This window comes from Ruegeria sp. BHSC026, assembly GCF_059613065.1.
This window is the reverse complement of the sequence record NZ_JBXWRV010000004.1, coordinates 112,716-134,138: the sequence shown is the minus strand read 5'-3', so window position 1 is coordinate 134,138 and position 21,423 is coordinate 112,716. Positions and strand designations below refer to the sequence as shown.

19 protein-coding genes are annotated in these 21,423 nt (G+C 64.3%); 10 read left to right on the top strand and 9 right to left on the bottom strand.

Annotated elements, in window-relative coordinates:
• Positions 1–52: 52 nt before the first annotated feature.
• The 3 genes from AC2FME_RS06900 to AC2FME_RS06890 all read left to right on the top strand — a co-directional run bounded on the left by AC2FME_RS06900 (position 53) and on the right by AC2FME_RS06890 (position 3,753).
• Complete coding sequence (locus AC2FME_RS06900; RefSeq protein WP_496800010.1) at positions 53–1,414, top strand: formimidoylglutamate deiminase; 1,362 nt, start codon at positions 53–55, stop codon at positions 1,412–1,414.
• Positions 1,415–1,442: 28 nt separating this feature from the next.
• Positions 1,443–2,147: a histidine utilization transcriptional repressor HutC gene (hutC, locus tag AC2FME_RS06895; protein ID WP_496688571.1), complete on the top strand. Its 705-nt coding sequence runs from the start codon at positions 1,443–1,445 to the stop codon at positions 2,145–2,147.
• Between the two features lie 88 nt (positions 2,148–2,235).
• Positions 2,236–3,753: a malonate--CoA ligase gene (locus AC2FME_RS06890; RefSeq protein WP_496800009.1), complete on the top strand. Its 1,518-nt coding sequence runs from the start codon at positions 2,236–2,238 to the stop codon at positions 3,751–3,753.
• On the opposite strand, the gene AC2FME_RS06885 is transcribed toward AC2FME_RS06890, so the two are convergent.
• The 5 genes from AC2FME_RS06885 to AC2FME_RS06865 all read right to left on the bottom strand — a co-directional run bounded on the left by AC2FME_RS06885 (position 3,641) and on the right by AC2FME_RS06865 (position 9,364).
• Positions 3,641–4,378 (bottom strand): metallophosphoesterase, encoded by a 738-nt coding sequence (locus AC2FME_RS06885; RefSeq protein WP_496800112.1) that lies wholly within the window; start codon positions 4,376–4,378, stop codon positions 3,641–3,643. The two genes, AC2FME_RS06890 and AC2FME_RS06885, sit on opposite strands and share 113 nt — an antisense overlap.
• A 160-nt stretch (positions 4,379–4,538) precedes the next feature.
• Positions 4,539–6,134: a phosphoglycerate dehydrogenase gene (gene serA / locus AC2FME_RS06880; protein WP_496800008.1), complete on the bottom strand. Its 1,596-nt coding sequence runs from the start codon at positions 6,132–6,134 to the stop codon at positions 4,539–4,541.
• Between the two features lie 68 nt (positions 6,135–6,202).
• Positions 6,203–7,357: a phosphoserine transaminase gene (locus tag AC2FME_RS06875; protein ID WP_496800007.1), complete on the bottom strand. Its 1,155-nt coding sequence runs from the start codon at positions 7,355–7,357 to the stop codon at positions 6,203–6,205.
• 182 nt (positions 7,358–7,539) lie between these two features.
• Complete coding sequence (locus AC2FME_RS06870; protein ID WP_496800006.1) at positions 7,540–8,640, bottom strand: Gfo/Idh/MocA family protein; 1,101 nt, start codon at positions 8,638–8,640, stop codon at positions 7,540–7,542.
• 13 nt (positions 8,641–8,653) lie between these two features.
• Positions 8,654–9,364, bottom strand: a complete 711-nt coding sequence (locus tag AC2FME_RS06865; RefSeq protein ID WP_496800005.1) for a GntR family transcriptional regulator — start codon at positions 9,362–9,364, stop codon at positions 8,654–8,656.
• 104 nt (positions 9,365–9,468) lie between these two features.
• Between AC2FME_RS06865 and AC2FME_RS06860 the strand changes: the two genes are divergently transcribed.
• The 6 genes from AC2FME_RS06860 to AC2FME_RS06835 are packed head-to-tail and all read left to right on the top strand — an operon-like array spanning position 9,469 to position 15,045.
• Positions 9,469–10,623, top strand: a complete 1,155-nt coding sequence (locus AC2FME_RS06860) for an LLM class flavin-dependent oxidoreductase (protein WP_496800004.1) — start codon at positions 9,469–9,471, stop codon at positions 10,621–10,623.
• A complete protein-coding gene (locus AC2FME_RS06855) occupies positions 10,623–11,513 on the top strand; it encodes an aldo/keto reductase (RefSeq protein ID WP_496680662.1) in 891 nt (296 codons plus the stop codon). The genes AC2FME_RS06860 and AC2FME_RS06855 overlap by 1 nt, the downstream gene beginning before the upstream one ends.
• Entirely contained in the window at positions 11,513–12,028 is a 516-nt protein-coding gene (locus AC2FME_RS06850) for a flavin reductase family protein (RefSeq protein ID WP_496800003.1), read from the top strand. Before AC2FME_RS06855 ends, AC2FME_RS06850 begins: the two co-directional genes overlap by 1 nt.
• A gap of 52 nt (positions 12,029–12,080) precedes the next feature.
• Positions 12,081–12,668, top strand: coding sequence for a TRAP transporter small permease (locus tag AC2FME_RS06845; RefSeq protein ID WP_496800002.1), 588 nt, complete (start codon positions 12,081–12,083; stop codon positions 12,666–12,668).
• Positions 12,669–13,958: a TRAP transporter large permease gene (locus AC2FME_RS06840; protein WP_093964183.1), complete on the top strand. Its 1,290-nt coding sequence runs from the start codon at positions 12,669–12,671 to the stop codon at positions 13,956–13,958.
• Positions 13,959–13,983: 25 nt separating this feature from the next.
• On the top strand, positions 13,984–15,045 hold the full coding sequence (locus AC2FME_RS06835; RefSeq protein ID WP_496680656.1) for a TRAP transporter substrate-binding protein: 1,062 nt from the start codon (positions 13,984–13,986) through the stop codon (positions 15,043–15,045).
• A 40-nt stretch (positions 15,046–15,085) separates the two neighbouring features.
• Here AC2FME_RS06835 and AC2FME_RS06830 read toward each other — a convergent pair whose 3' ends face one another.
• On the bottom strand, positions 15,086–15,556 hold the full coding sequence (locus tag AC2FME_RS06830; RefSeq protein WP_496680654.1) for a tetratricopeptide repeat protein: 471 nt from the start codon (positions 15,554–15,556) through the stop codon (positions 15,086–15,088).
• Positions 15,557–15,601: 45 nt separating this feature from the next.
• Here AC2FME_RS06830 and AC2FME_RS06825 point away from each other — a divergent pair, with 45 nt between their 5' ends.
• A complete protein-coding gene (locus AC2FME_RS06825; protein WP_496800111.1) occupies positions 15,602–16,843 on the top strand; it encodes a cytochrome-c peroxidase in 1,242 nt (413 codons plus the stop codon).
• A 40-nt stretch (positions 16,844–16,883) separates the two neighbouring features.
• Here AC2FME_RS06825 and gcvP read toward each other — a convergent pair whose 3' ends face one another.
• From gcvP to gcvT, 3 genes are all read right to left on the bottom strand, one after another.
• Positions 16,884–19,739, bottom strand: coding sequence for an aminomethyl-transferring glycine dehydrogenase (gene gcvP / locus AC2FME_RS06820; protein WP_496800001.1), 2,856 nt, complete (start codon positions 19,737–19,739; stop codon positions 16,884–16,886).
• A gap of 143 nt (positions 19,740–19,882) precedes the next feature.
• Entirely contained in the window at positions 19,883–20,248 is a 366-nt protein-coding gene (gene gcvH / locus AC2FME_RS06815; protein ID WP_496680648.1) for a glycine cleavage system protein GcvH, read from the bottom strand.
• Between the two features lie 18 nt (positions 20,249–20,266).
• Positions 20,267–21,364 (bottom strand): glycine cleavage system aminomethyltransferase GcvT, encoded by a 1,098-nt coding sequence (gene gcvT / locus AC2FME_RS06810; RefSeq protein WP_496800000.1) that lies wholly within the window; start codon positions 21,362–21,364, stop codon positions 20,267–20,269.
• Positions 21,365–21,423 lie beyond the last annotated feature (59 nt).

The window sequence follows — 21,423 nt, the reverse complement described above, 5'->3', positions numbered from 1 at the left end:
GGATTTTTCGTATATGGGTAAAAATCTAAAGTCTACACAAATTGAACGCAGTATGATGATACACGCAAAAACCGCTTTGTTAGGCTATAATTGGGTTCCGAACCTGCGAGTGGAAATCACCGAAGGGCGGATTGCCGGGCTGCAGGCCAACGTCCCGCCCGCGCCCGGTGATACATGCGTCGATCTCTTGCTGCCGGCCCTGTCGAACCTGCACAGCCACAGCTTTCAACGCGCCATGGCCGGGATGACCGAGACCCGGACCGCTGGCCGGGAAAGCTTCTGGAGCTGGCGGCAGCTGATGTACCGGTTTCTGGAGAACCTGACGCCTAGGCATATCGAGGCCATCGCCGCCCTGACCTTCCTTGAGATCCAGGAGGCCGGATATGCTGCGGTCGGCGAGTTCCACTATGTCCATCACCAACCCGGCGGCGCGCCCTATGCCGATCTGTCCGAACTGAGTCAGCGCATCTTTGCCGCCGCGCAGCAGACGGGGATCGGGCTGACCCATCTGCCGGTGCTCTATACCTTTGGCGGAGTCCGGCAAGAGGCTTTGACCGGAGGGCAACTGCGGTTCGGCAACGATCTGGACCGCTATCTGGACCTGCTCGACGCGACCCGGGACCGGGCCCGACAGGCCCCGGCCGACACCGTTGTCGGCATCGCCCCGCATTCGCTGCGGGCCACCCGCCCCGGCGACCTTTTCGCCCTGATCGACAACGTCCCGGACGGCCCTGTTCACATCCACATCGCCGAGCAGGTGAAAGAGGTTCAGGACGTGCAGGCCGCTTTGGGCAGCCGTCCGGTGGAGTGGTTGCTGAACACCCTGCCGGTCGATGACCGCTGGTGCCTCGTCCACGCCACCCATATGACGCCCGGCGAAACCCGGGCCCTAGCACGGTCGGGCGCCGTGGCGGGGCTGTGCCCGATCACCGAGGCCAATCTGGGCGACGGTATTTTCGAAGGTCCGACCTTTGTTGGTGAGAACGGGAGGTTCGGGGTTGGATCAGACTCTAACATTCGGATTTCGCTGCCCGAGGAACTGCGGACCCTCGAATATTCGCAACGCCTACGCGACCGCACGCGGGCGGTTCTGGTGCGGGGCGAAGGCTCGGTCGGGCATGCACTGTATACAGGTGCGGCCCAAGGCGGCGCGCAAGCGCTTGGGCGCGACGCCGGCGAAATCGCCCCAGACAAGCTGGCCGATCTGGTGGCCATCGACCGCGCGCACCCGACCCTGTGCGCACTGCGAGACGACCAACTGCTGGACGGGCTGTGTTTCGCGGCCCCCGACGGGCTGGTAACCGATCTGTGGTCGGCCGGCCGCCACATGGTCCGCGCCGGGCGCCACGTCGCGCGCGACACGATCATCCCCGCCTATCGCCGGGCCATTGCCGATCTGCTGTCCCGAGTCTAATCAACTCCAACACCAAGCCGAGCGCCCTATGACCCAAAGCCCCGAGACCACCAGCTACAAGGACATCAAACAGACCGTGCTAGGCCGCATCCGTTCCGGCGAATGGCGGCCCGACACACTGCTGCCCAACGAAGAGGAACTGGCGGTCGAGTTTTCCTGCACCCGCACCACGGTGAACCGCGCGCTGCGCGAACTGGCCGAGGAGGGTTTCCTGGAACGCCGCCGCAAGGCGGGCACCCGCGTGTCCAGCGCCCCGCAGCGGCAGGCCCGCTTTACCATCCCGCTGGTACGCGACGAGGTCGAGGCCATGGGCGGCACCTATCGGTATGCACTGGTCTCGGCGCTGACTGAGACCGCGCCAGAATGGCTGGGGGCGCGGCTGGCGCTTACACCGGGGCAGCGCGTGGTGCATGTGCGCTGCATGCACTATTCCGGCAACACCCCCTTTCAGTTCGAGGACCGCTGGATCGTCATCGACAGCGTGCCGCAGGTTGAACAGGCCGATTTCTCCGCCATCGGCCCGAATGAATGGCTGGTGCAGACGGTCCCCTTCACCAATGTCGAACTGTCCTTTCTGGCCAGCCGGGCCGACGCCACGCTGGCCGGTTTTCTGGACGTGACCGAAGGCGAGCCGGTCTTTACCGCCGAACGCATCACATGGCTGCAGGGCGCACCTGTGACGCTGGCCAAGATGTATTTTGCCGCTGGCTATCGCATGACCACCCGGCTCTGATGCAAAAAGGCCCACAACAGGGTCTTTACCAGCGGCGCAATCCGATACAGGGTCCGGATCGGCAGCACCGCAATCAGGAGGACCCGAAATGGCCAACCCGCTTTATGATCGTCTGTTCGGCATCCATGCGGGCAAAGACACGCCGTTTCTGCATCTTCCGGACGGCCGTACGCTGACCCATGCCGCGTTTCTGGACATGGCGGCGCGGGTGGCCAATGCGCTGACGGGGCTGGGGCTGGAACCGGGCGACCGGGTGGCGGTTCAGGTCCACAAATCGCCCGAGGCGCTGGCGCTGTATGCGGCCTGCGTTCAAGCCGGGCTGATCTTTCTGCCGCTGAACACCGCCTATACCGGCGCCGAGCTGAGCTATTTCATCGATAACAGCGGCGCTGCGCTGGTGGTCTGCGATGCGGGTACGCTGTCCGAACTGGAGCCCATTGCCCACAGCCATGGCGCGCGGGTCGAAACGCTGAACGCCGACGGCTCGGGCAGCCTGATGCGGCGCGCGCTGGGGATGCTGCCGGCGTTTGAACCGGTGCGCCGCACTTCGGACGATCTGGCCGCGTTTCTCTATACCTCGGGCACTACCGGGCGGTCCAAGGGCGCCATGCTGACGCAGGCGAACCTGCTTTCGAACGCCGAAACGCTGGTGCAGGAGTGGCGCTTCACCGCGGATGACGTGTTGCTGCACGCGCTGCCGATCTTTCACACCCATGGTCTGTTCGTGGCCACCAATGTCATGCTGTCGGCCGGCGGGTCGATGATCTTTCTGCCGGGCTTCGATCTGGACGACATCCTGCGCCTGATGCCCAAGGCCACCTCGATGATGGGGGTGCCGACCTTCTATACTCGCCTCCTGAACGACGACCGATTCACCGGGGATCTGGCCCGACACATGCGGCTGTTCATTTCCGGCTCGGCGCCGTTGCTGGCCGAAACCCACACGCGGTTCGAGCAACGCACCGGCCACCGGATCCTGGAACGCTATGGCATGACCGAGACCAACATGAACACCTCGAACCCCTATGACGGCGAGCGCCGCGCCGGGACGGTGGGCTTTCCGCTGCCGGGGGTCGAGTTGAAGATCACCGACCCCGAAACGGGCGATCCGCTGCCGCAGGGCGAGATCGGCATGATCGAGGTGCGCGGCCCGAACGTGTTCAAGGGCTATTGGCAGATGCCCGAGAAAACCGCCGCCGAGCTGCGCGAGGACGGGTTCTTCATCACCGGTGATCTGGGCCGCATTGACGCTGACGGGTATGTGCATATCGTCGGGCGCGGCAAAGACCTGATCATCTCGGGCGGCTACAACATCTATCCCAAGGAAATCGAGCTGGTTCTGGATGAACAGCCCGGCGTGCTGGAAAGCGCAGTGATCGGCGTGCCGCACCCGGATTTCGGGGAAACCGTTCTGGGCATACTGGTGCCCGAGGCCGGCGCGGCACCGGATCTGGGCGCGATCATGGATGCGGTGAGCCAAAGCCTTGCCCGTTTCAAACATCCCCGCAAGCTGATCCTGCTGGACGAATTGCCCCGCAATACGATGGGCAAGGTGCAGAAAAACGTTCTGCGCGAGACCTACAAGGACATGTTCGCGGGCGGCTGATCAGGGGCGCAGCGGCACGCGCCCGGCTTCGGTCAGCAGCCAGCAGTCGCGCCCCCCGAACACGGCGACCCCCGGTTTGGCGGCCATAGCCCGCGCCGATGTCCAGGTTAATGCGGTTCCTGTAATGTGTGGGGTGGTCCACCACCGTGTGGCCATGCACGATCAGCTTGGGGTGCGGGGTCTGACGGGCGTGAAAGCTCTGACGGAGCCAAACCAGATCATCCTCGGCCTGCGCGCTCAGCGGCACGCCCGGCCGGATGCCGGCATGAACAAAAGCAAGCTCGGGGGTCTGGTGCTTCCGCACCAGGTCGCGCAGAAATGCCTTGTGCGCAGCCGGCACCGCCGCGTGAGCCGCGCGATGGACATTCTGCAGCCGGATGCGATCTTCGAATTCGACACCATAGCTGCGCAGGGTTTCGGTTCCGCCCAGCCGCGCGTGCAGCAAGTGGTAGCCGACCAGAAGATGCGGATCATGGCACAGCTCATCCTGCAGGAACCACGCGAACATCCGGTCATGGTTGCCCAGCAGCGTGGCCCAGTTTCGCCCCGCGTCGCGCCCGGCAATCAGCCGGTCCAACAGACCCCTGCTGTCGGGGCCCCGATCGACGTAGTCGCCCAGAAACACGATCCGCACATCGCGTCCGCCATACTGCTCGATCAGGGACAGGGCGCGGTCATGCCGATGTCTCCGTTCCGGGCCGGGTTGGATTTGCGGGCCTTTGCAACGACAACGCCTGCACCGGGCGGGTGCAGGCGTCAATCGCTTTCATCCGGGTCTTGCCGGATCAGATCACGTCGAACTCCAGCGGCTTGATCTGGGTGAACAGCCCGGTTTCAGCCAGCTTGGCGCGGGCTTCAGCCGGAACCGGCTCGTCAACATACAGCAGCGCGATCGCCTCGCCACCCGCCTGGGCGCGGCCCAAGGTAAAGTTGGCGATGTTCACGCCATGCTCGCCCATGGTCTTCCCCAGGGTGCCGATGATGCCCGGCACGTCCTCGTTGGTGGTGTAGAGCATGTGCGCGCCGACCTCGGCATCGATGTTGATGCCCTTGATCTGGATGAAGCGCGGCTTGCCGTCGCTGAACACGGTACCCCCGATCGAGCGTTCGCGCTTGTCGGTCACCACGGTCACTTTGATATAGCCCTCGAAGGCGCCCGACTTGTCCTGATTGGTGGTCGAGATCTTGATCCCACGCTCTTTGGCCACGACCGGGGCCGAGACCATGTTCACCTCGGGGTTCGAGCGCTTCATGATCCCCGCTACCACCGCGCAGTTCAGCGCCGCCAGGTTCATCTGCGCCGCCACACCATCATACAGGATGTTGATTGCCTTGATCGGCTCGTCGGTCATCTGGCCGATGAAGCTGCCCAGATGGCCGGCCAGCTTGATCCAAGGCCCCATGACCTTGGCCTCTTCGGCGGTGACGCTGGGCATGTTCAGCGCATTCTCGACCGCGCCGGTCAGCAGATAGTTCGAGATCTGCTCGGCCACCTGCAGCGCCACGTTTTCCTGCGCTTCGGTAGTCGCCGCGCCCAGATGCGGGGTGCAGACCACGTTGGGCAGGTCGAACAGCGGGTTTTCCTTGGCCGGCTCTTCGCTGAACACGTCGAAGGCTGCTCCCGCGACATGGCCGGATTTGATCAGTTCGGCCAGCGCCTCTTCGTCGACCAGACCGCCGCGGGCGCAGTTGATGATGCGCACGCCCTTCTTGGTCTTGGCCAGATTCTCGCGGCTGAGGATGTTGCGGGTCTGGTCGGTCAGCGGCACGTGCAGGGTGATGAAATCGGCCCGCGCCAGCAGCTCGTCCAACTCGACCTTTTCCACGCCCATCTTGTCGGCCTTCTCCTGGCCCAGATAGGGGTCATAGGCGACGACCTTCATCTTGAGGCCATGCGCCCGGTCGCAGACGATGCCGCCGATATTGCCGGCACCGATCACGCCCAACGTCTTGTTGGTCAGCTCGACCCCCATGAATTTGGACTTTTCCCACTTGCCCGCATGGGTGCTGGCATTGGCCTCGGGGATCTGGCGCGCCACGGCGAACATCATCGCGATGGCATGCTCGGCAGTGGTGATCATGTTGCCGAAGGGCGTGTTCATCACGATCACGCCCTTTTTCGAGGCCGCGTCCTTGTCGATGTTGTCAGTGCCGATACCGGCGCGGCCGATCACTTTCAGCTTGTCGGCCTTTTCCAGAATCTTCTCGGTGACTTTGGTGGCCGAGCGGATGGCCAAGCCGTCATAGTTGCCGATGATCTCGGCCAGCTTTTCCTTGTCCTTGCCCACGTCGGGCATGAAATCCACGTCGATGCCGCGGTCGCGGAAGATCTGAACCGCGGTTTCGCTGAGCTTGTCGGATACGAGTACTTTGGGGGCCATGTGCGTGGTCCTTGAATGGGATGATGGCTCCGGGCCGGACGCGGCCCGGATCTTGTCGGGGAAAGGGATCAGGCGGCTTCGGCCTGGGCTGCGATCTCGGCCTCGAACGCCCATTTCAGCCAGGGCAGCATTGCCTGGATGTCGGACGTCTCGACCGTGCCGCCGCACCAGATGCGCAGCCCGGCCGGCGCGTCACGATAGGCGCCGATGTCCAGCGCCACGTTCTCGGCCTCCAGCCGCTTGGCGACCGCCTTGGCAAAGCTGGCGCCGTCGCGAATGCGCGGATCGGTGAATTTCAGGCAGACGCTGGTGTTCGACCGGGTAGCCGGGTCCTCGGCTAGGTTGTCGATCCAGTCATTCTGGTCGCAGAACTCGAAAATCGCCTGCGCATTGGCATCGGCGCGGGCGATCAGGCCCTGCAGCCCGCCGACCGAGCGGGCCCAGTCCAGCGCGAACAGGTAATCCTCGACCGCAAGCATCGACGGCGTGTTGATGGTTGCGCCCTGGAAGATGCCCTCGATCAGCTTGCCGCCCTTGGTCAGGCGGAAGATCTTCGGCAGCGGCCACGCGGGGGTATAGCTTTCCAGCCGCTCGACCGCGCGGGGGCTGAGGATCAGCATGCCATGTGCGGCCTCGCCACCCAGAACCTTCTGCCAGCTGAAGGTGGTGACATCCAGCTTGTCCCACGGCAGGTCCATCGCGAAAGCTGCGCTGGTGGCGTCGCAGATGGTCAGGCCGGCGCGGTCATCGGCGATCCAGTCGCCATTGGGAACCCGCACGCCCGAGGTGGTCCCGTTCCAGGTAAAGACCACGTCATTGTTGAAATCGATGGACGCCAGATCGACGATCTGCCCGTAATCGGCGGTTTTCACCTCGGCGTCGATCTTCAGCTGTTTGACCACGTCGGTAACCCAACCCGCGCCAAAGCTTTCCCAGGCCAGCATCTCGACCTTGCGTTCGCCCAGAAGCGACCACAGCGCCATTTCCACCGCGCCGGTATCCGAGGCCGGAACGATCCCGATACGATAGTCGGCCGGAATGCCCAGCAGCTCGCGCGTGCCTTCGATGGCAGCCTTCAGCTTGTCCTTGCCGATGGCGGCGCGGTGCGACCGGCCCAGCGCGGCACCGGCCAGCTTGTTCAGCTCGAATGTGGGGGGTTTGGCGCAGGGGCCCGAGGATAAACGCGGATTGGCCGGCCGCGCTGCCGGTCGTTCGATGGTCATTGGTGTTACCCTTCCAGATATACGCCCCTCGTTGGGGAGGGGTGTCCCGCGGCCAGACCTAGGGGGCCGCGGTTGGGCGGGCAAGCGGAAAAGACGCTTTGAATATCAAAAACGACACGGGCGGTGACGCCAAATCGGAACACAGGTTTCCGATCGGCGCATTTTGCACCCGCAGAAAGACCTCAGCGATCCAGCCGGACGGTTTCGCCCGTGGCCAGCGATTGCTGCGCCGCCAGACCCATGCGTACTGCCCACATGCCGTCGGTCAGGCTGACATCCGGGGCGTCGCGCTCACCGCGCACCAGCGCCAGAAAGCCCTGGTGCTGATAGAAGGTCGAGCCGTTGTGGTCGCCCGCCGCCAGCAGGCGCGGGTCGACGGGAATGTCGCGGGCGACAGGGCCCTTGGGGTCGCGCGGGCTGACGATCAGCTGCGGCACCGGCGGCTCGCCCAGATGTTCGGGCCAGAACCGGCCCGGCCCGGGGACCAGCGCCTCGATCTTGGCCTTGGGGCCGACGACCGAGATTTCCTCCTGATACCGCGCGCCCTCGGCGAACATGCACAGCTCCAGCATCGCCCGCGCGCCCGAGGCGAAATCGACGATGACATAGCCGTGGTCGAGGATGTCGGGCGTCTCGCCGTCATAGGTTTCGTCCAGATGGTTCACGGCCTGCCCGCCGCTGGCGCTGACGCGTACAGGATCGGATTGCAGGATCAGGCGCATCAGGTCGAAGAAATGACAGCATTTCTCGACGAAGGTGCCGCCCGTGTTGCGGTTGAACCGGTTCCAGTTGCCGACCTTTTCCAGGAACGGAAAGCGGTGTTCGCGGATGCTCAGCATCTTGACCCCGCCGCTGGTGTCCTGCGCCTCGGTGATCAGGGCGGCGATGGGCGGCATGTAGCGATATTCCATCGCCACCCAGATCGGACAGGGATAGCTGCGCTCGATCTCGGCCAGACGGGCCGCATCGCCGGGGTTGGTGAACAGCGGCTTTTCCACCAACAGCGGCAAGGGACGCGTTTCGGCGATCTGGGCTATCTGATCCACATGCAGATGGTTGGGGCTGGCGATGACCAGGCAGTCCAACTCCTCGACCGCCAGCAGATCCTGCACCGAAGCCACCATTCTGGCCCCCGGCGCAATCGCCTGCGCGGCGCGTGCCATCTCGGGGTCGGGCTCGAAAATGGCGGCCACTTGCGTGCCCTCCAGCAGGGCGATGTTGTGCAGGTGTTCCTGCCCCATCATGCCACATCCGATCAGCCCGTAATTGATGGTCCGGGTCATGCGCGTTTCCTCGTCATTTCAGTCGTTGGACGTAAGTTGCCCGGTCCGGGTCGAACCAGGTTTTCGAAAACTCGACGGGTTCAGGCCGCTCCGACCAGCTGAACCGCTCGATGTAACCGACGGTCTCGCCCGCCGGCCGGGTGAAGTTCGCGGGGGTCCAGTCGGGCAGCCGACCGACCGAAACCCGATCCTCGGCGCGGGTGATCCAGAACCCAAGCTGCTGCTGGTAATAGCGATAGAGCGAGTCCGACAGCAGCAGCCGGTCGATCAGACCGGCTGATTCGTCCAGCCAGATCTCCTCGACCGCGATGATTGTGTCATTCAGATAGCGCATCCGCCGCACGCGCGACCCGCGCCGCGAGGTGCCGAAATCGGGCAGGTCGGCGGGTTTGTCCAGGTGATCGACCGACAGGATGTCGGCGCGCGGCAGGCCGCCGCCCTCGGGCAGTTCCAGCCGGAACATGGCATAGACGCTGTTCTGGGTCCCGGTCTCGCGCACATAGTTGCCCGAGCCCTGGATCCGCTCGAGCATCCCCTTTTTTTCCAGCTCGGCGAGCGATTTTCGCAGCGTTCCGACCGAGACGTTCAGCTGCGCCGCCATGTCCCGCTCGGGCGGCAGACGCTCGCCGTCGATCAGCCGGCCGGCGGCGATGTCGCGGATCAGCAGCTCGGCGATCTGCACATAGATCGGCAGGGCGTTGGGGTTTCTGGTGGATGGGGGCACGCGGGCGCTTCACTTGGTCGCAGAAAAAATTGATACACTATTGATCTACATCAATGTGGTTGCTACGCAAGAGAAAAGTTGAGCCCGGCAGGAGAGAGAATCAGATGACGATCGTCCCCATCACATCCCCCGATCTGGATGCGGCCGAGGTTTCGTGGTTCGCGGCACTGTGCTCGGACGATTATCAGTTTCTCGGTGTGCCCGACGGCGATCTGCGCTCCAGCTGGGAACATTGCTCGGGCATCGTGAAAGAGGCCGAGGCGCAGGGCTTCCGCAACATCCTGTGCCCGTCCTCGTATCAGGTGGGGCAGGACACGCTGAGTTTCGTGGCCGGCTGCGCCCCGATCACAGAAAAGATCAACCTTTTGGCCGCCGTGCGCTGCGGCGAGATGCAGCCGATCATGCTGGCACGCACGATCGCGACGCTGGATCACATGCTGAAGGGGCGGCTGACGGTCAACATCATCTCGTCGGATTTTCCGGGCGAAAAGGCCGAGAGCAGCTATCGCTACCAGCGCTCGCGCGAGGTGGTCGAGATTTTGAAACAGGCCTGGACGCAGGATGAGATCAATTATCAGGGTCAGGTCTACAATTTCTCGGGCCTGACGACCGATCCGGCCAAACCCTATCAGATCGGCGGGCCGCTGCTGTATTTCGGGGGCTATTCGCCCGATGCGCTGAAGCTGTGCGGCCAGCATTGCGACGTATATCTGATGTGGCCCGAAACCCAGGACCAGCTGGCCGAGCGGATGAAGGCCGTACACGCGGTGGCCGACGAGTACGGCCGCACGCTGGACTATGGCCTTCGGGTACACATGATCGTGCGCGACACCGAGGCCGAGGCCAAGGAATATGCCGACTATATCGTATCGAAACTGGATGACGAATACGGCCGCGCAATCCGCGAACGGGCGCTGGACGCCACCTCATTAGGTGTTTCGCATCAGGCCAGGAACCGCGAGCTGGCGGACAAATACGGCTATGTCGAGCCGGGCCTGTGGACGGGCGTCGGCCGGGCGCGGTCAGGCTGCGGCGCGGCGCTGGTGGGGTCGACAGACCAGGTGCTGTCGAAGATCGAAGAGTATCAGAAGATGGGCATCCGCGCCTTCATCTTCTCGGGCTATCCGCATATGGACGAGGCCCGCCATTTCGGCACCCGTGTGATGCCACATCTGAAAACCTGCTCCCTTCCCGAAGCCTATGGAAGGGTCCCTGCTGACACCCCGGCGACGCCGCTGGGCAACGGAGTTCGTCGTTGATGCAACGTATCAAGCTTTCTGACACCCTGGAGCTGAGCCGCCTTGTCTATGGCATGTGGCGGCTGGGCGATGACAGCGATACCTCGGCCGCGCATGTGGCGGCCAAGATCCACGCCTGTCTGGATCAGGGCATCACCAGTTTCGATCAGGCCGACATCTATGGCGACTATGGCGCCGAGGCGATTCTGGGCAGCGCCCTGCGCGCCAATCCGGGCCTGCGGGACCGGATGGAGATCGTCACCAAATGCGACATCGTCGCCCCCTGCGGGCGCTATGCGGATGCCAAGGTGAAATACTATGACACCTCGCGCGCGCACATCCTGAAATCGGTCGACACCTCGCTGCGGGAAATGGCGATCGACCATATCGACCTGCTGCTGATCCACCGCCCCGACCCGTTCATGGACCACCATGAAACCGGCGCCGCGCTGGATGAGGTCGTGGCCAGCGGCAAGGTCCGCGCGGTGGGCGTGTCGAATTTCCGCCCCTGGGACTGGCAGCTGCTGCAATCGGCCATGAAGACCCCGCTGGCGACCAACCAGATCGAGATTTCTCTGGGCGCGATCGCCCCGTTCACCAATGGCGATCTGGCGTTTCACCAGCAGCACGGCCACCCGGTAATGGCGTGGTCGCCGCTGGGCGGCGGAGCGCTGATGGCGGGCAATCCTCCGGTTGGCGTCGTCGCGGATGAGATCGGCGCGCAGTTCGGCGTCGACCGTGCCGCGGTGGCCGTGGCCTTCCTGCTGGCCCATCCGGCCGGCATCCTGCCGGTTCTGGGCACCAACAGCCTGGACCGCATCAAGCGCATCTCGGACGCCCTGAAAGTCAATCTGGATCGTGAAGCCTGGTTCCGCCTCTACGAGGCGGCGCTGGGGCATGAGGTACCATGATGAACGCATTTTCGAACGACATGGCGCGCACCTTCATTCCGCACAAGGACGACACCCGCACCCTGCGGGACGCTTTCGGCCGGTTCGCCACCGGCGTCACCGTCGTGACCTGCGACAGCCCCGACGGGCCGGTCTGCATCACGGCCAACAGCTTTTCCTCGCTGTCGCTGGACCCGCCGTTGGTAATGTGGGCCGGCGACCGGAACTCGCGCCGGTTCCCCTATTTTCACAAGGCGCGTCATTTCAGTGTTCATGTTCTGTCGGCCGACCAGGCCGAGCTGTGCTTTGGCTGCTCGAAAGACGCCTTTGCCCTGCGCGACATCAACCACGACCGCTGCGAAAACGGCACGCCGCTGCTGCGCGGATGCCTGGCGCGGTTCGAATGTGAACAACATGCGTATCACGATGCGGGCGATCACGTTATCGTGGTGGGCAAGGTCTTGCGGGCCAGCATGGCGGACGGAGACGCGCTGACCTTTTACGCCGGCAAGCTAGGCCAATTCGCGCACCAATAAGCGCGGGACACGGTCGCGGGCCAAACCCGCGGCCTGAACAGGGAGGATCCGCATGGGCGGATTGACGTCGGTGCTTGCGCCGATTGCACTCGTGAACGAAACCGCGCTGCGTCTGGGCCGCGCGGTTGGTGTCGTTGCGATCGCCTTCATGGTGATTGCGATCCTGATCCAAGTGTTCTTCCGATACGTTCTGGGCAACGCCCTGCCCTGGCCTGACGAGGCGGCGCGGTTCTGCATGTTGTGGATGACGGGCCTGATGGCACCCACCGCATTCCGGCGCGGCGGGTTCGTGGCCATCGACATGCTGGTCCGCTTTCTGCCGCGGGTACCCGGGCAGTTGCTGAACCTGTTTCTGCTGCTGCTCAGCCTGACGGTTCTGGTGGTCGCCGTGCGCATCGGCTGGTCCGAGGTCACGGGTTTTGGTGGGCGTTTCGCCACCGCGGCGCTGTACCTGCCCACGTCGCTGGGCTTTGACGAATGGTACCGGATCCCGCGCAGCTGGATGATGGCATCCTTGTTGGTGGGCGTGATCCTGCTGCTGTCGGTGAACATCGAACTGATCCTTCGGTCGATCATCACCATGCTGGGCGGCGGTGACCTGCTGCCCGAGATCCCCGAAGCCGCTGTGGGGGCCGAATAGATGCTGGTCTGGTTCCTGCCCGTCTTTCTGGTGTTTCTGCTGATCGGCCTGCCGGTCTTTTTCGCGCTGCTGGCGGCGCCCGGCCTGCTGCTGTGGCTGAACGGCCAGACCAACGACATCACCTTGCTGTATCGCAACGTCTACAACGGGATGGACAGCTTTCCGCTGATGGCCATCCCCTTCTTCATGCTGGCCGGAGAACTGATGAACCGCGGCGGCATCACCATCCGTCTGGTCGAGTTCAGCCAGGCGCTGATGGGGCATCTGCGCGGCGGGCTGGCGCATGTGAACGTGCTCAGCTCGATCCTCTTCGCGGGGCTGTCGGGCTCGGCGGTGGCCGATACCTCGGCGCTGGGCTCGATGCTGATCCCGGCGATGGAGAAGCAGGGCTATACCCGCAAATTCGCCGCCGCGATCACCGCAGCCAGTTCGGTCATCGGACCGATCATCCCGCCCTCGGGGATCATGATCATCTATGCCTATGTCATGGGCGAAAGCGTCGCGGCCCTGTTTCTGGCCGGCATCGTGCCGGGCGTCATGGTGGGCATCGGCCTGATGCTGATGATCAAGGTCATGGCGAACCGCTATGATTTCCCGGTGGCCAGCCGCAAATACACCTGGCCCGAGCGCGGTCAGGCCAGCCTCAAGGCGTTTTTCCCGCTGATGACGCCGGTGATCATCCTAGGCGGCATCCTGGGCGGCATCTTCACCCCGACCGAGGCCGCCGCCGTTGCCGTGGGTTATGCCTTCATCATCGGGTTTTTCGTGCTGCGCACGCTGACCTTGAAAGAGGTGCCCGAGGTCCTCAGCAATGCGGGCATGACCTCGGCCGTGGTGCTGCTGCTGGTGGGGGCGGCGATGGCGTTCAAGACCGTGGTCAGCCTCAGCCACGCGCCCGAGCAGCTGGCCGCGCTGATCCTCGGACTGTCGGAAAATCCGCTGATCCTGCTGTTCCTGATCAACCTGCTGCTGTTCGTCGTGGGCATGTTCCTGGATGCAGGCCCGGCGATCATCATCCTGGGTCCGATCCTGGGCCCGATCTTCACCAGCCTGGGCGTCGACCCGATCCATTTCGCCATCATCATGAGCGTCAACCTGACCGTTGGCCTGGCCACGCCGCCCATGGGGCTGGTGCTGTTCGTGGCCGCCGCCGTGTCACGCGAACGGGTGGAAACCATCGCCAAGGCGATCCTGCCGTTCCTGGCCGTCGAAATCGCAGTGATCTTCCTGATCACCTATGTCCCCGCAATATCCATGACGATCCCGCGTTTGACGGGATTTGCAAACTAGACTGAGTACCACAGGGAGGAAACGCATGCTCAGAACATTCTTCAAAACCGCAGCACTGGCCACGTCGCTGGTGGCGGCCTCGGCGCTGGCGGCCTCGGCGGCCGACTACACGCTGCGCGCTACTGCCAACTCGAACGAAAACGACGAGGACTATGACGGCCTGGTCGTGTTCAAGAACTTCGTCGAGAACGCCTCGAACGGCGCGATCGAGGTCGAACTGTTCATCGGCACGCAGCTGTGCTCGAACGGCGCCGAATGCCTGCAGGGCGTGGCCGACGGCACCATCGACATCTACATCTCGACCTCGGGCGGGGCCTCGGGCATCTTCCCTTACGTGCAGGTTCTGGACCTGCCCTATCTGATGGCCGACGACCGCATCGCCGAGCGGGTACTGTCGGGTGATTTCACCCGCAAGATGCGCGAAATGGCGCTGGAAGATTCGGGCGGCGCGATCCGCCTGATGACCATCGGCAACACCGGCGGCTGGCGCAACTTCGCCAACACCAAGCGCCGCGTGACCCAGCCGTCCGACATGGACGGGCTGAAGATCCGCACCGTGGTCGCAGACCTGCCGCAGGAACTGGTCAAGGCCCTGGGCGCCTCGCCCACCCCTATCCCGTGGCCGGAACTGTTCACCAGCTTCCAGACCGGTGTGGTTGACGGCTCGAAGAACGGCATCACCGACATCATGGGCATGAAATTCCCCGATGCCGGCCTGCAGTATGTCACGCTGGACGGGCACGCCTATATGGGTGCGCTGTGGTGGATGAACAACGCCAAGTTCCAGGAAATGCCGGAAGATCTGCGCCGTGTCGTCGTCGATGGGTTCTATGCGCTGCAGCAGGCCACCTTTGCCTCGCCCAAGCGCAAGTCGATCCAGGCCTACGAGGATTTCGTGGCCGGTGGCGGCGACCTGTACGTGCCGACCCCCGAAGAAAAAGAGGCGTTCAAGCAGGCCGCGACCCCGGTCTATGACTGGTTCCAGCAGAACGTCGCGCGCGGGGACGAGATCTATGCCGCGCTGACCGCGGCCGTGGCCGAGGCCGAGGCCGAGATCAACGCGGAACGCGCCGCCGACCTGAACTGATGCGGTTCGGGCCGGGATGACGCGTCATCCCGGCCCGCCCTTACCGAAAGGGGTACATCCACCCCTTGTAGTCATTGACCAGCACATGGGCCTTTTCGATCTGTTCGGGCGTCATCTTCTTGACCACCTCTTCCAGGCTGATCGCCGCATCGGGGTCGCCGCCGATGGCGCTGAGCGTATACCACATGTAGGCCCGCACCAGATCAGGCGCGGGCAGGCCCAGACCCAGCTCGTAATACCATCCGACACCCGATTGCGCGCCCGGATGCCCCTTCATCGAGGCACGCAGATACCATTCGAACGCGCGCTCGTAGTCCTGCTTAACCCCAAGGCCAAGGCCGTACATCACGCCGATCAGCTCCTCGGCCTCGGCGTTGCCCGACCGGGCCGCCGGCAGAAGCTGTTCGCGCGCGGCGGCAAACTTGCCCGCCTCCATCAGGTCGCGGGCCTGTTCCAGTTCGGCCCAAACGGGCGTGGCGGCAAGACAAAGGGCAAGCACAAGCTGGCGCATGGTGCGGTAGGTCTCCTGTTCTGCGGGGCGGCCTGGGCGCAGGACCTGCCCGCGCCACTGACCGATGACGACTTTCTGTTCTTTGATAGGGAACAGGCCGCGATCGGTCATCAGCTATTTTATGACCCGATCCTGTCGGGCAACCGCAACATCAGCTGCGCCCATTGCCACCACTCCGATTTCGGCACCTCCGATGGCCTGTCGCTTGGCATCGGCGAGGGCGGCGAGGGTCTTGGCCCCGACCGCACACCCGGCACCGGGGCGGGCCGCATCCGCAAGCGCATCCCGCGCAACGCGCCGGGCCTATGGAACCTGGGCGCGCGCGACATCCACACAATGTTCCATGACGGGCGGCTCAGCCTGTCGGACGTCTATGGCAACGGGTTCAACTCGCCCGCGCAGGAATGGCTGCCCGAAGGGCTGAACTCGCTGCTGGCCGCGCAGGCGCTTTTTCCGCTGACCGCTCAGTTCGAAATGGCCGGGAACGTGGCCGAGAACGAGGTCACCGGCGCCGTGCATGACCGGATCGACAAGGGCTGGCCGATTCTGGCCAAGCGGGTGCGGACCGACCCCAAATACGGCCCGGCGATGGTGGCCGCCTTTGACGACGTGGACAGCACTGAGGACATAACCATCACCCATGTCGCCAACGCTCTGGCCGCTTTCATGGCCATCGAATGGCGCAGCACCGACAGCCCGTTCGACCAGTACCTGGCCGGAGACGAGACCGCCCTGACCCCCGATCAGAAGGCCGGGATGCGGCTGTTCTACGGCAAGGCGCGGTGCGCCACCTGCCATTCGGGGCCGCTGCTGTCGGATCAGAAATTCCACGCGCTGGCCCTGCCGCCATTCGGCCCGGGCCGCACCCGGCAATGGGACGCCTATGCCCGCGACGTGGGCCGCATGGGCGAAAGCGACCGGCTGGAGGACGCCTATCGGTTCCGCACGCCCATGCTGCGCAACGTGGCGCTGACCGCACCCTATGGCCACAACGGCGCCTTTCCCGACCTCGAAGGGATCATCCGCCACCACCTGGACCCGGCAACCAGCCTGTCGCGCTGGACAACCGATCAGGCCGCGCTGCCCAAGGCGCCGTGGCTGGAACAGACCGATTTCATCGTCTGGCAGGACCGGTTCGAGATGGCGCGCCAACGCGCCAAGGTCGACATCACGCCAGTTGCTCTGAGCGACGATGAGATCGCGCAACTGGTGGTGTTCCTGCACGCCCTGACCGGGATGAGCGTGGACGCGCCGCCCTTTGGCGTGCCCGCGGACTTCAAGCCCTAGGAAAAACCCCCGCCGGATCGGGCGGGGGTTTCAGGTTTTTTTATTCGGCGGCTTCCTCGTACGCTTCCATGGGCGGGCATGTGCAAACGAGGTTCCGGTCCCCGTACGCGTTGTCGACGCGGTTGACAGGCGACCAGTATTTGTCGACGCCCATGGAACCCGGCGGGAAGCAGGCCTGTTCGCGGGTGTAGGGTCGGTCCCACTCGCCCACTAGGTCGCGCACCGTGTGGGGGGCGTTCTTCAGCGGGTTGTTCTCGGGGTCGATCTTGCCGTCGATCACGTCCTGCGCCTCGGCGCGGATCGACAGCATGGCGTCGCAGAAGCGGTCCAGCTCGTCCTTGGGTTCCGATTCCGTCGGTTCGACCATCAGCGTGCCGGCCACCGGCCAGGACATGGTCGGCGCGTGGAAGCCGCTGTCGATCAACCGCTTGGCCACGTCATCGACAGTGATGTTGCCGGCCTCGGCCAGCGGGCGGGTGTCGAGGATGCATTCATGCGCCACCCGGCCGGACTCGGAGGTGTATAGGATCGGATAGGCCTCCTGCAGACGCGCGGCGATGTAGTTGGCGTTCAGGATCGCAACCTTGGTCGCCTGGGTCAGACCCGCGCCGCCCATCAGCAGCACATAGGCCCAGCTGACCGGCAGGATCGAGGGCGAGCCGAAGGGCGCCGCCGAGACCGGCCCCACGGCGGTGCCGTATTCCGGGTGGCCCGGCAGGTAGGGCTCCAGATGCGCCTTGACCCCGATCGGGCCCATGCCGGGGCCGCCGCCGCCATGCGGGATGCAGAAGGTCTTGTGCAGGTTCAGGTGGCTGACGTCGCCGCCGATGTCCCCGGGTCGCGACAGGCCCACCATGGCGTTCATGTTGGCCCCGTCGATATAGACCTGCCCGCCGTGGTCATGGGTGATCTGGCAGACTTCCTGCACGGTTTCCTCGAACACGCCGTGGGTCGAAGGATAGGTGATCATGCAGGCTGCCAGGTTGTCCGAGTGCTTCTCGGCCTTCTCGCGGAAGTCGGTCAGATCGATGTTGCCCTTCGCGTCCGCCTTCACCGGCACCACCTGCCAGCCGACCATCTGTGCCGAGGCCGGGTTGGTGCCATGCGCCGAGGTCGGGATCAGGCAGACATTGCGATGCCCCTGCCCGTTGGCGATGTGATAGTTGCGGATCGTCAGCAGGCCCGCATATTCGCCTTGCGCGCCCGAGTTGGGCTGCTGGCTGATCGCGTCATAGCCGGTGATCTGGCATAGCTTGTCGTTCAAATCGGCGATCATCTCGTGATAGCCCTGCGCCTGATCTGCCGGAACGAACGGGTGCATATTGGCGAACTCGGGCCAAGTGACCGGGATCATCTCAATCGTCGCGTTCAGCTTCATGGTGCAGCTGCCCAGCGGGATCATCGCCCGGTCCAGCGCCAGGTCGCGGTCGGCCAGGCGGCGCATGTAGCGGGTCATCTCGGCCTCGGCCCGGTTCTTGTGGAAGATCGGGTGGGTCAGATAGGGCGTCTCGCGCAGCGCATAGTCCGGCAGGCGGTACTGTTTGTTCGAGCTGTCGTCCTTCTTGTCGATGCCGAAGGCACCCCAGACGGCCTCGATCGTCTCGGACCGGGTCTGTTCGTCGAGGCTGATGCCGACGCGGGTCTCGCCCACCTTGCGGAGGTTGACACCGCGCGCCACGGCCGCCTCCATGACGGTCTTCTGCAGCGGGCCGACCTCGACGGTGATGGTGTCGAAGAACACCTCGGGTTCGACCTTGAAGCCGTGCTCTTCCAGCCCGGCCGCGAGGCGCGAGGTCTTGCGGTGCACCGACTGCGCGATCGCCTTGATCCCGTCGGGGCCGTGGTACACGGCATACATCGAGGCGATCACCGCCAGCAGCGCCTGCGCGGTGCAGACGTTCGAATTGGCCTTCTCGCGGCGGATGTGCTGTTCGCGGGTCTGCAGCGCCAGGCGATAGGCCTTGTTGCCGCGGCTATCGATGCTGACGCCGATGATCCGACCCGGCATCGCCCGCTTGAGTTTGTCGGTGGTGGCCATGTAGGCGGCGTGCGGGCCGCCATAGCCCATCGGCACGCCGAAGCGCTGGGTCGAGCCCACGGCGATATCGGCGCCCATTTCGCCCGGGGATTTCAGCAGCGCCAGCGACAGGATGTCGGCGGCGACGATGGCGATCGCGTTGTGTTCATGCAGCGCCGCAATCTCCTTTGTGAAGTCGCGCACGTGGCCATAGGTGCCCGGATACTGGAAGATCGCGCCAAAGACCGCGCCGGGATCCAGTTCGTCGGGATCGGCTACCTTGACGTCGATGCCCAAGGGCTCGGCCCGGGTCTTGATCACCGCGATGGTCTGCGGGTGGCAGTTGCGGTCAACGAAGAAGGCCGCGTTGTTGGCCTTGGACCGGCCCCCGCGCTTGGCCATCGCCATCGCCTCGGCCGCTGCGGTCGCCTCGTCCAACAGCGAGGCGTTGGCCACGTCCAGCCCGGTCAGGTCGCTGACCATGGTCTGGAAGTTCAACAGCGCCTCGAGCCGGCCCTGGCTGATCTCGGGCTGATAGGGCGTATAAGCGGTGTACCAGGCCGGGTTTTCCAGGATGTTGCGCAGGATCGGCGCAGGCGTGGTGGTGCCGTAATAGCCCTGACCGATCAGCGAGGTCAGAACCTTGTTCTTACCCGCCACTTTTTTCATGTGATAGAGCGCGTCGCGTTCCGTCATCGCCGGACCCCAGTCCAGCGGGTCTTTCTGCCGGATCGCCGGGGGGACGGTGGCGTCGATCAGATCGTCCAGCGTCTTGAAGCCGATTACCTTGAGCATGTCGCGCATCTCGGTCGGGCTGGGACCGATATGGCGGCGGTTGGCAAAGTCATAGGCTTCGTAGTCGGTCAGTTTGAAGGCCATTGCAGCGCTCCCATGGATAGGTCAGGCCCGGCGGAGACTGCGGGAGCCTCCGACGGGGATATTTCTTGCCAGATGAAGGGCGGAGCCCAAATTCGGCGGTATATGAAAAACGATGGAGCCCCATGCCGGGACTCCGGTCGGGTTTACCCGATGAACGTCTTGTAGGCGGCCTCGTCCATCAGATCTTCCAGCTGCGCGGCATCGGTGATCTTGATCTTGTAGATCCACGCTTCGCCCTCGGGATCCTCGTTCAGCGCGCCCGGGTTGTCGGCCAGCGCTTCGTTCACCTCGAGGATCTCGCCATCGACCGGGGCATAGATCTCGGAGGCCGCCTTGACGGATTCGATCACCCCGATCTCGCCGTCCTTCTCGAACTCTTCACCCACCTCCTGCTGCTCGACGAAGACCACCTCGCCCAGCTGCTCGGCCGCGTGCTTGGTGATGCCCAGCGTGGCCGTGTCGCCCTCGACCGTCAGCCATTCATGTTCTTCGGAATAATAGGTTGCCATGATGTCTCTCTCCTGACTTCAACGCTTGTAATTCTGTTTGACGAAGGGCAGCGCCACGATCCGCGCCGGCTGCGCCTTGCCCCGGATGATCAGGCTCACCTGTTCGCCCGGCTCGGAGTGGCCAGCGGCGACATAGCCCATCGCAACCGGACCGCCGACCGTCGGGCCGAACCCGCCCGAGGTGATCTGACCGATCGTGTTGCCCTGAAGATCCTGCACCTCGACCCCCTGTCGCGCCGGGGCGCGGCCGTCGGGCTTGATCCCAACCAGCTTGCGCGTGGGGCCGGCGGCCAGTTCTTTCTGGATGCGTGCCGCGCCGGGAAAGCCGCCCTCTTCCTTGCGCCGCTTCTGGATCGCCCAGGCCAGGTTGGCCTCGATCGGCGAGGTGCTCTGGTCGATGTCATTGCCGTAAAGGCACAGCCCCGCCTCCAGCCGCAGGCTGTCGCGCGCGCCCAGGCCCGCCGGCTCGCAATCCTCATGCGCCAGCAGGGCGCGGGTGATCTCGATCGCCTTGTCCTCGGGGATCGAGATCTCGTAGCCGTCCTCGCCCGTGTAGCCCAGCCGCGAGATCCGGCATTCGACGCCGTTGATCGGGGCCACGGTGGTTTCCATGAACTTCAGATCGCGGGCGGCCGGGCACAGTGCGCCCACCACGTCCTCGGCTTTCGGGCCCTGAACCGCCACCAGCGCGCGCTCGAAGATCTCGATCACCTCGACCCCGTCCAGATGCGCGCGCATGTGCGGAATGTCCTGATCGCGCAGCGCCGCGTTCACCACCACGAAGAAATGATCGCCCGCGTTCGACACGATCAGGTCGTCCATGATCCCGCCGTCTTCGTTGGTGAAGAACCCATAGCGCGCCTTGCCCTCGGGCAGTGTCGCAAAAGCCTGCGGGCACAATGCCTCGAGCTTCTCGCCCACATTCTCACCCCGCAGGATCACCTGGCCCATGTGGCTCACGTCAAACAGCGCCGCCTTCTCGCGGCATTGCTTGTGCTCGCCCATGATCCCCAAAGGATACTGAACGGGCATCTCCCAGCCTGCAAAGTCAACCAGCTTGCCACCCAGTTCGACATGAAGAGCGTGCAGCGGCGTGCGGCGGAGCGTGTCTGTCATTTCAATGACCTTTCCTTGGATAAGACCGCAGGGGCTGTGTCACACCGGAAGGGAAGGCG

What these genes read in the sequence shown, in the direction of transcription:
- AC2FME_RS06900 (WP_496800010.1), top strand. Translation starts at nt 53, where the DNA reads ATGATGATACACGCAAAAACCGCTTTGTTAGGCTATAATTGGGTTCCG.
- hutC (WP_496688571.1), top strand. Translation starts at nt 1,443, where the DNA reads ATGACCCAAAGCCCCGAGACCACCAGCTACAAGGACATCAAACAGACC.
- AC2FME_RS06890 (WP_496800009.1), top strand. Translation starts at nt 2,236, where the DNA reads ATGGCCAACCCGCTTTATGATCGTCTGTTCGGCATCCATGCGGGCAAA.
- serA (WP_496800008.1), bottom strand. Translation starts at nt 6,134, where the DNA reads ATGGCCCCCAAAGTACTCGTATCCGACAAGCTCAGCGAAACCGCGGTT.
- AC2FME_RS06875 (WP_496800007.1), bottom strand. Translation starts at nt 7,357, where the DNA reads ATGACCATCGAACGACCGGCAGCGCGGCCGGCCAATCCGCGTTTATCC.
- AC2FME_RS06870 (WP_496800006.1), bottom strand. Translation starts at nt 8,640, where the DNA reads ATGACCCGGACCATCAATTACGGGCTGATCGGATGTGGCATGATGGGG.
- AC2FME_RS06860 (WP_496800004.1), top strand. Translation starts at nt 9,469, where the DNA reads ATGACGATCGTCCCCATCACATCCCCCGATCTGGATGCGGCCGAGGTT.
- AC2FME_RS06855 (WP_496680662.1), top strand. Translation starts at nt 10,623, where the DNA reads ATGCAACGTATCAAGCTTTCTGACACCCTGGAGCTGAGCCGCCTTGTC.
- AC2FME_RS06850 (WP_496800003.1), top strand. Translation starts at nt 11,513, where the DNA reads ATGAACGCATTTTCGAACGACATGGCGCGCACCTTCATTCCGCACAAG.
- AC2FME_RS06845 (WP_496800002.1), top strand. Translation starts at nt 12,081, where the DNA reads ATGGGCGGATTGACGTCGGTGCTTGCGCCGATTGCACTCGTGAACGAA.
- AC2FME_RS06840 (WP_093964183.1), top strand. Translation starts at nt 12,669, where the DNA reads ATGCTGGTCTGGTTCCTGCCCGTCTTTCTGGTGTTTCTGCTGATCGGC.
- AC2FME_RS06835 (WP_496680656.1), top strand. Translation starts at nt 13,984, where the DNA reads ATGCTCAGAACATTCTTCAAAACCGCAGCACTGGCCACGTCGCTGGTG.
- AC2FME_RS06830 (WP_496680654.1), bottom strand. Translation starts at nt 15,556, where the DNA reads ATGCGCCAGCTTGTGCTTGCCCTTTGTCTTGCCGCCACGCCCGTTTGG.
- gcvP (WP_496800001.1), bottom strand. Translation starts at nt 19,739, where the DNA reads ATGGCCTTCAAACTGACCGACTACGAAGCCTATGACTTTGCCAACCGC.
- gcvH (WP_496680648.1), bottom strand. Translation starts at nt 20,248, where the DNA reads ATGGCAACCTATTATTCCGAAGAACATGAATGGCTGACGGTCGAGGGC.
- gcvT (WP_496800000.1), bottom strand. Translation starts at nt 21,364, where the DNA reads ATGACAGACACGCTCCGCCGCACGCCGCTGCACGCTCTTCATGTCGAA.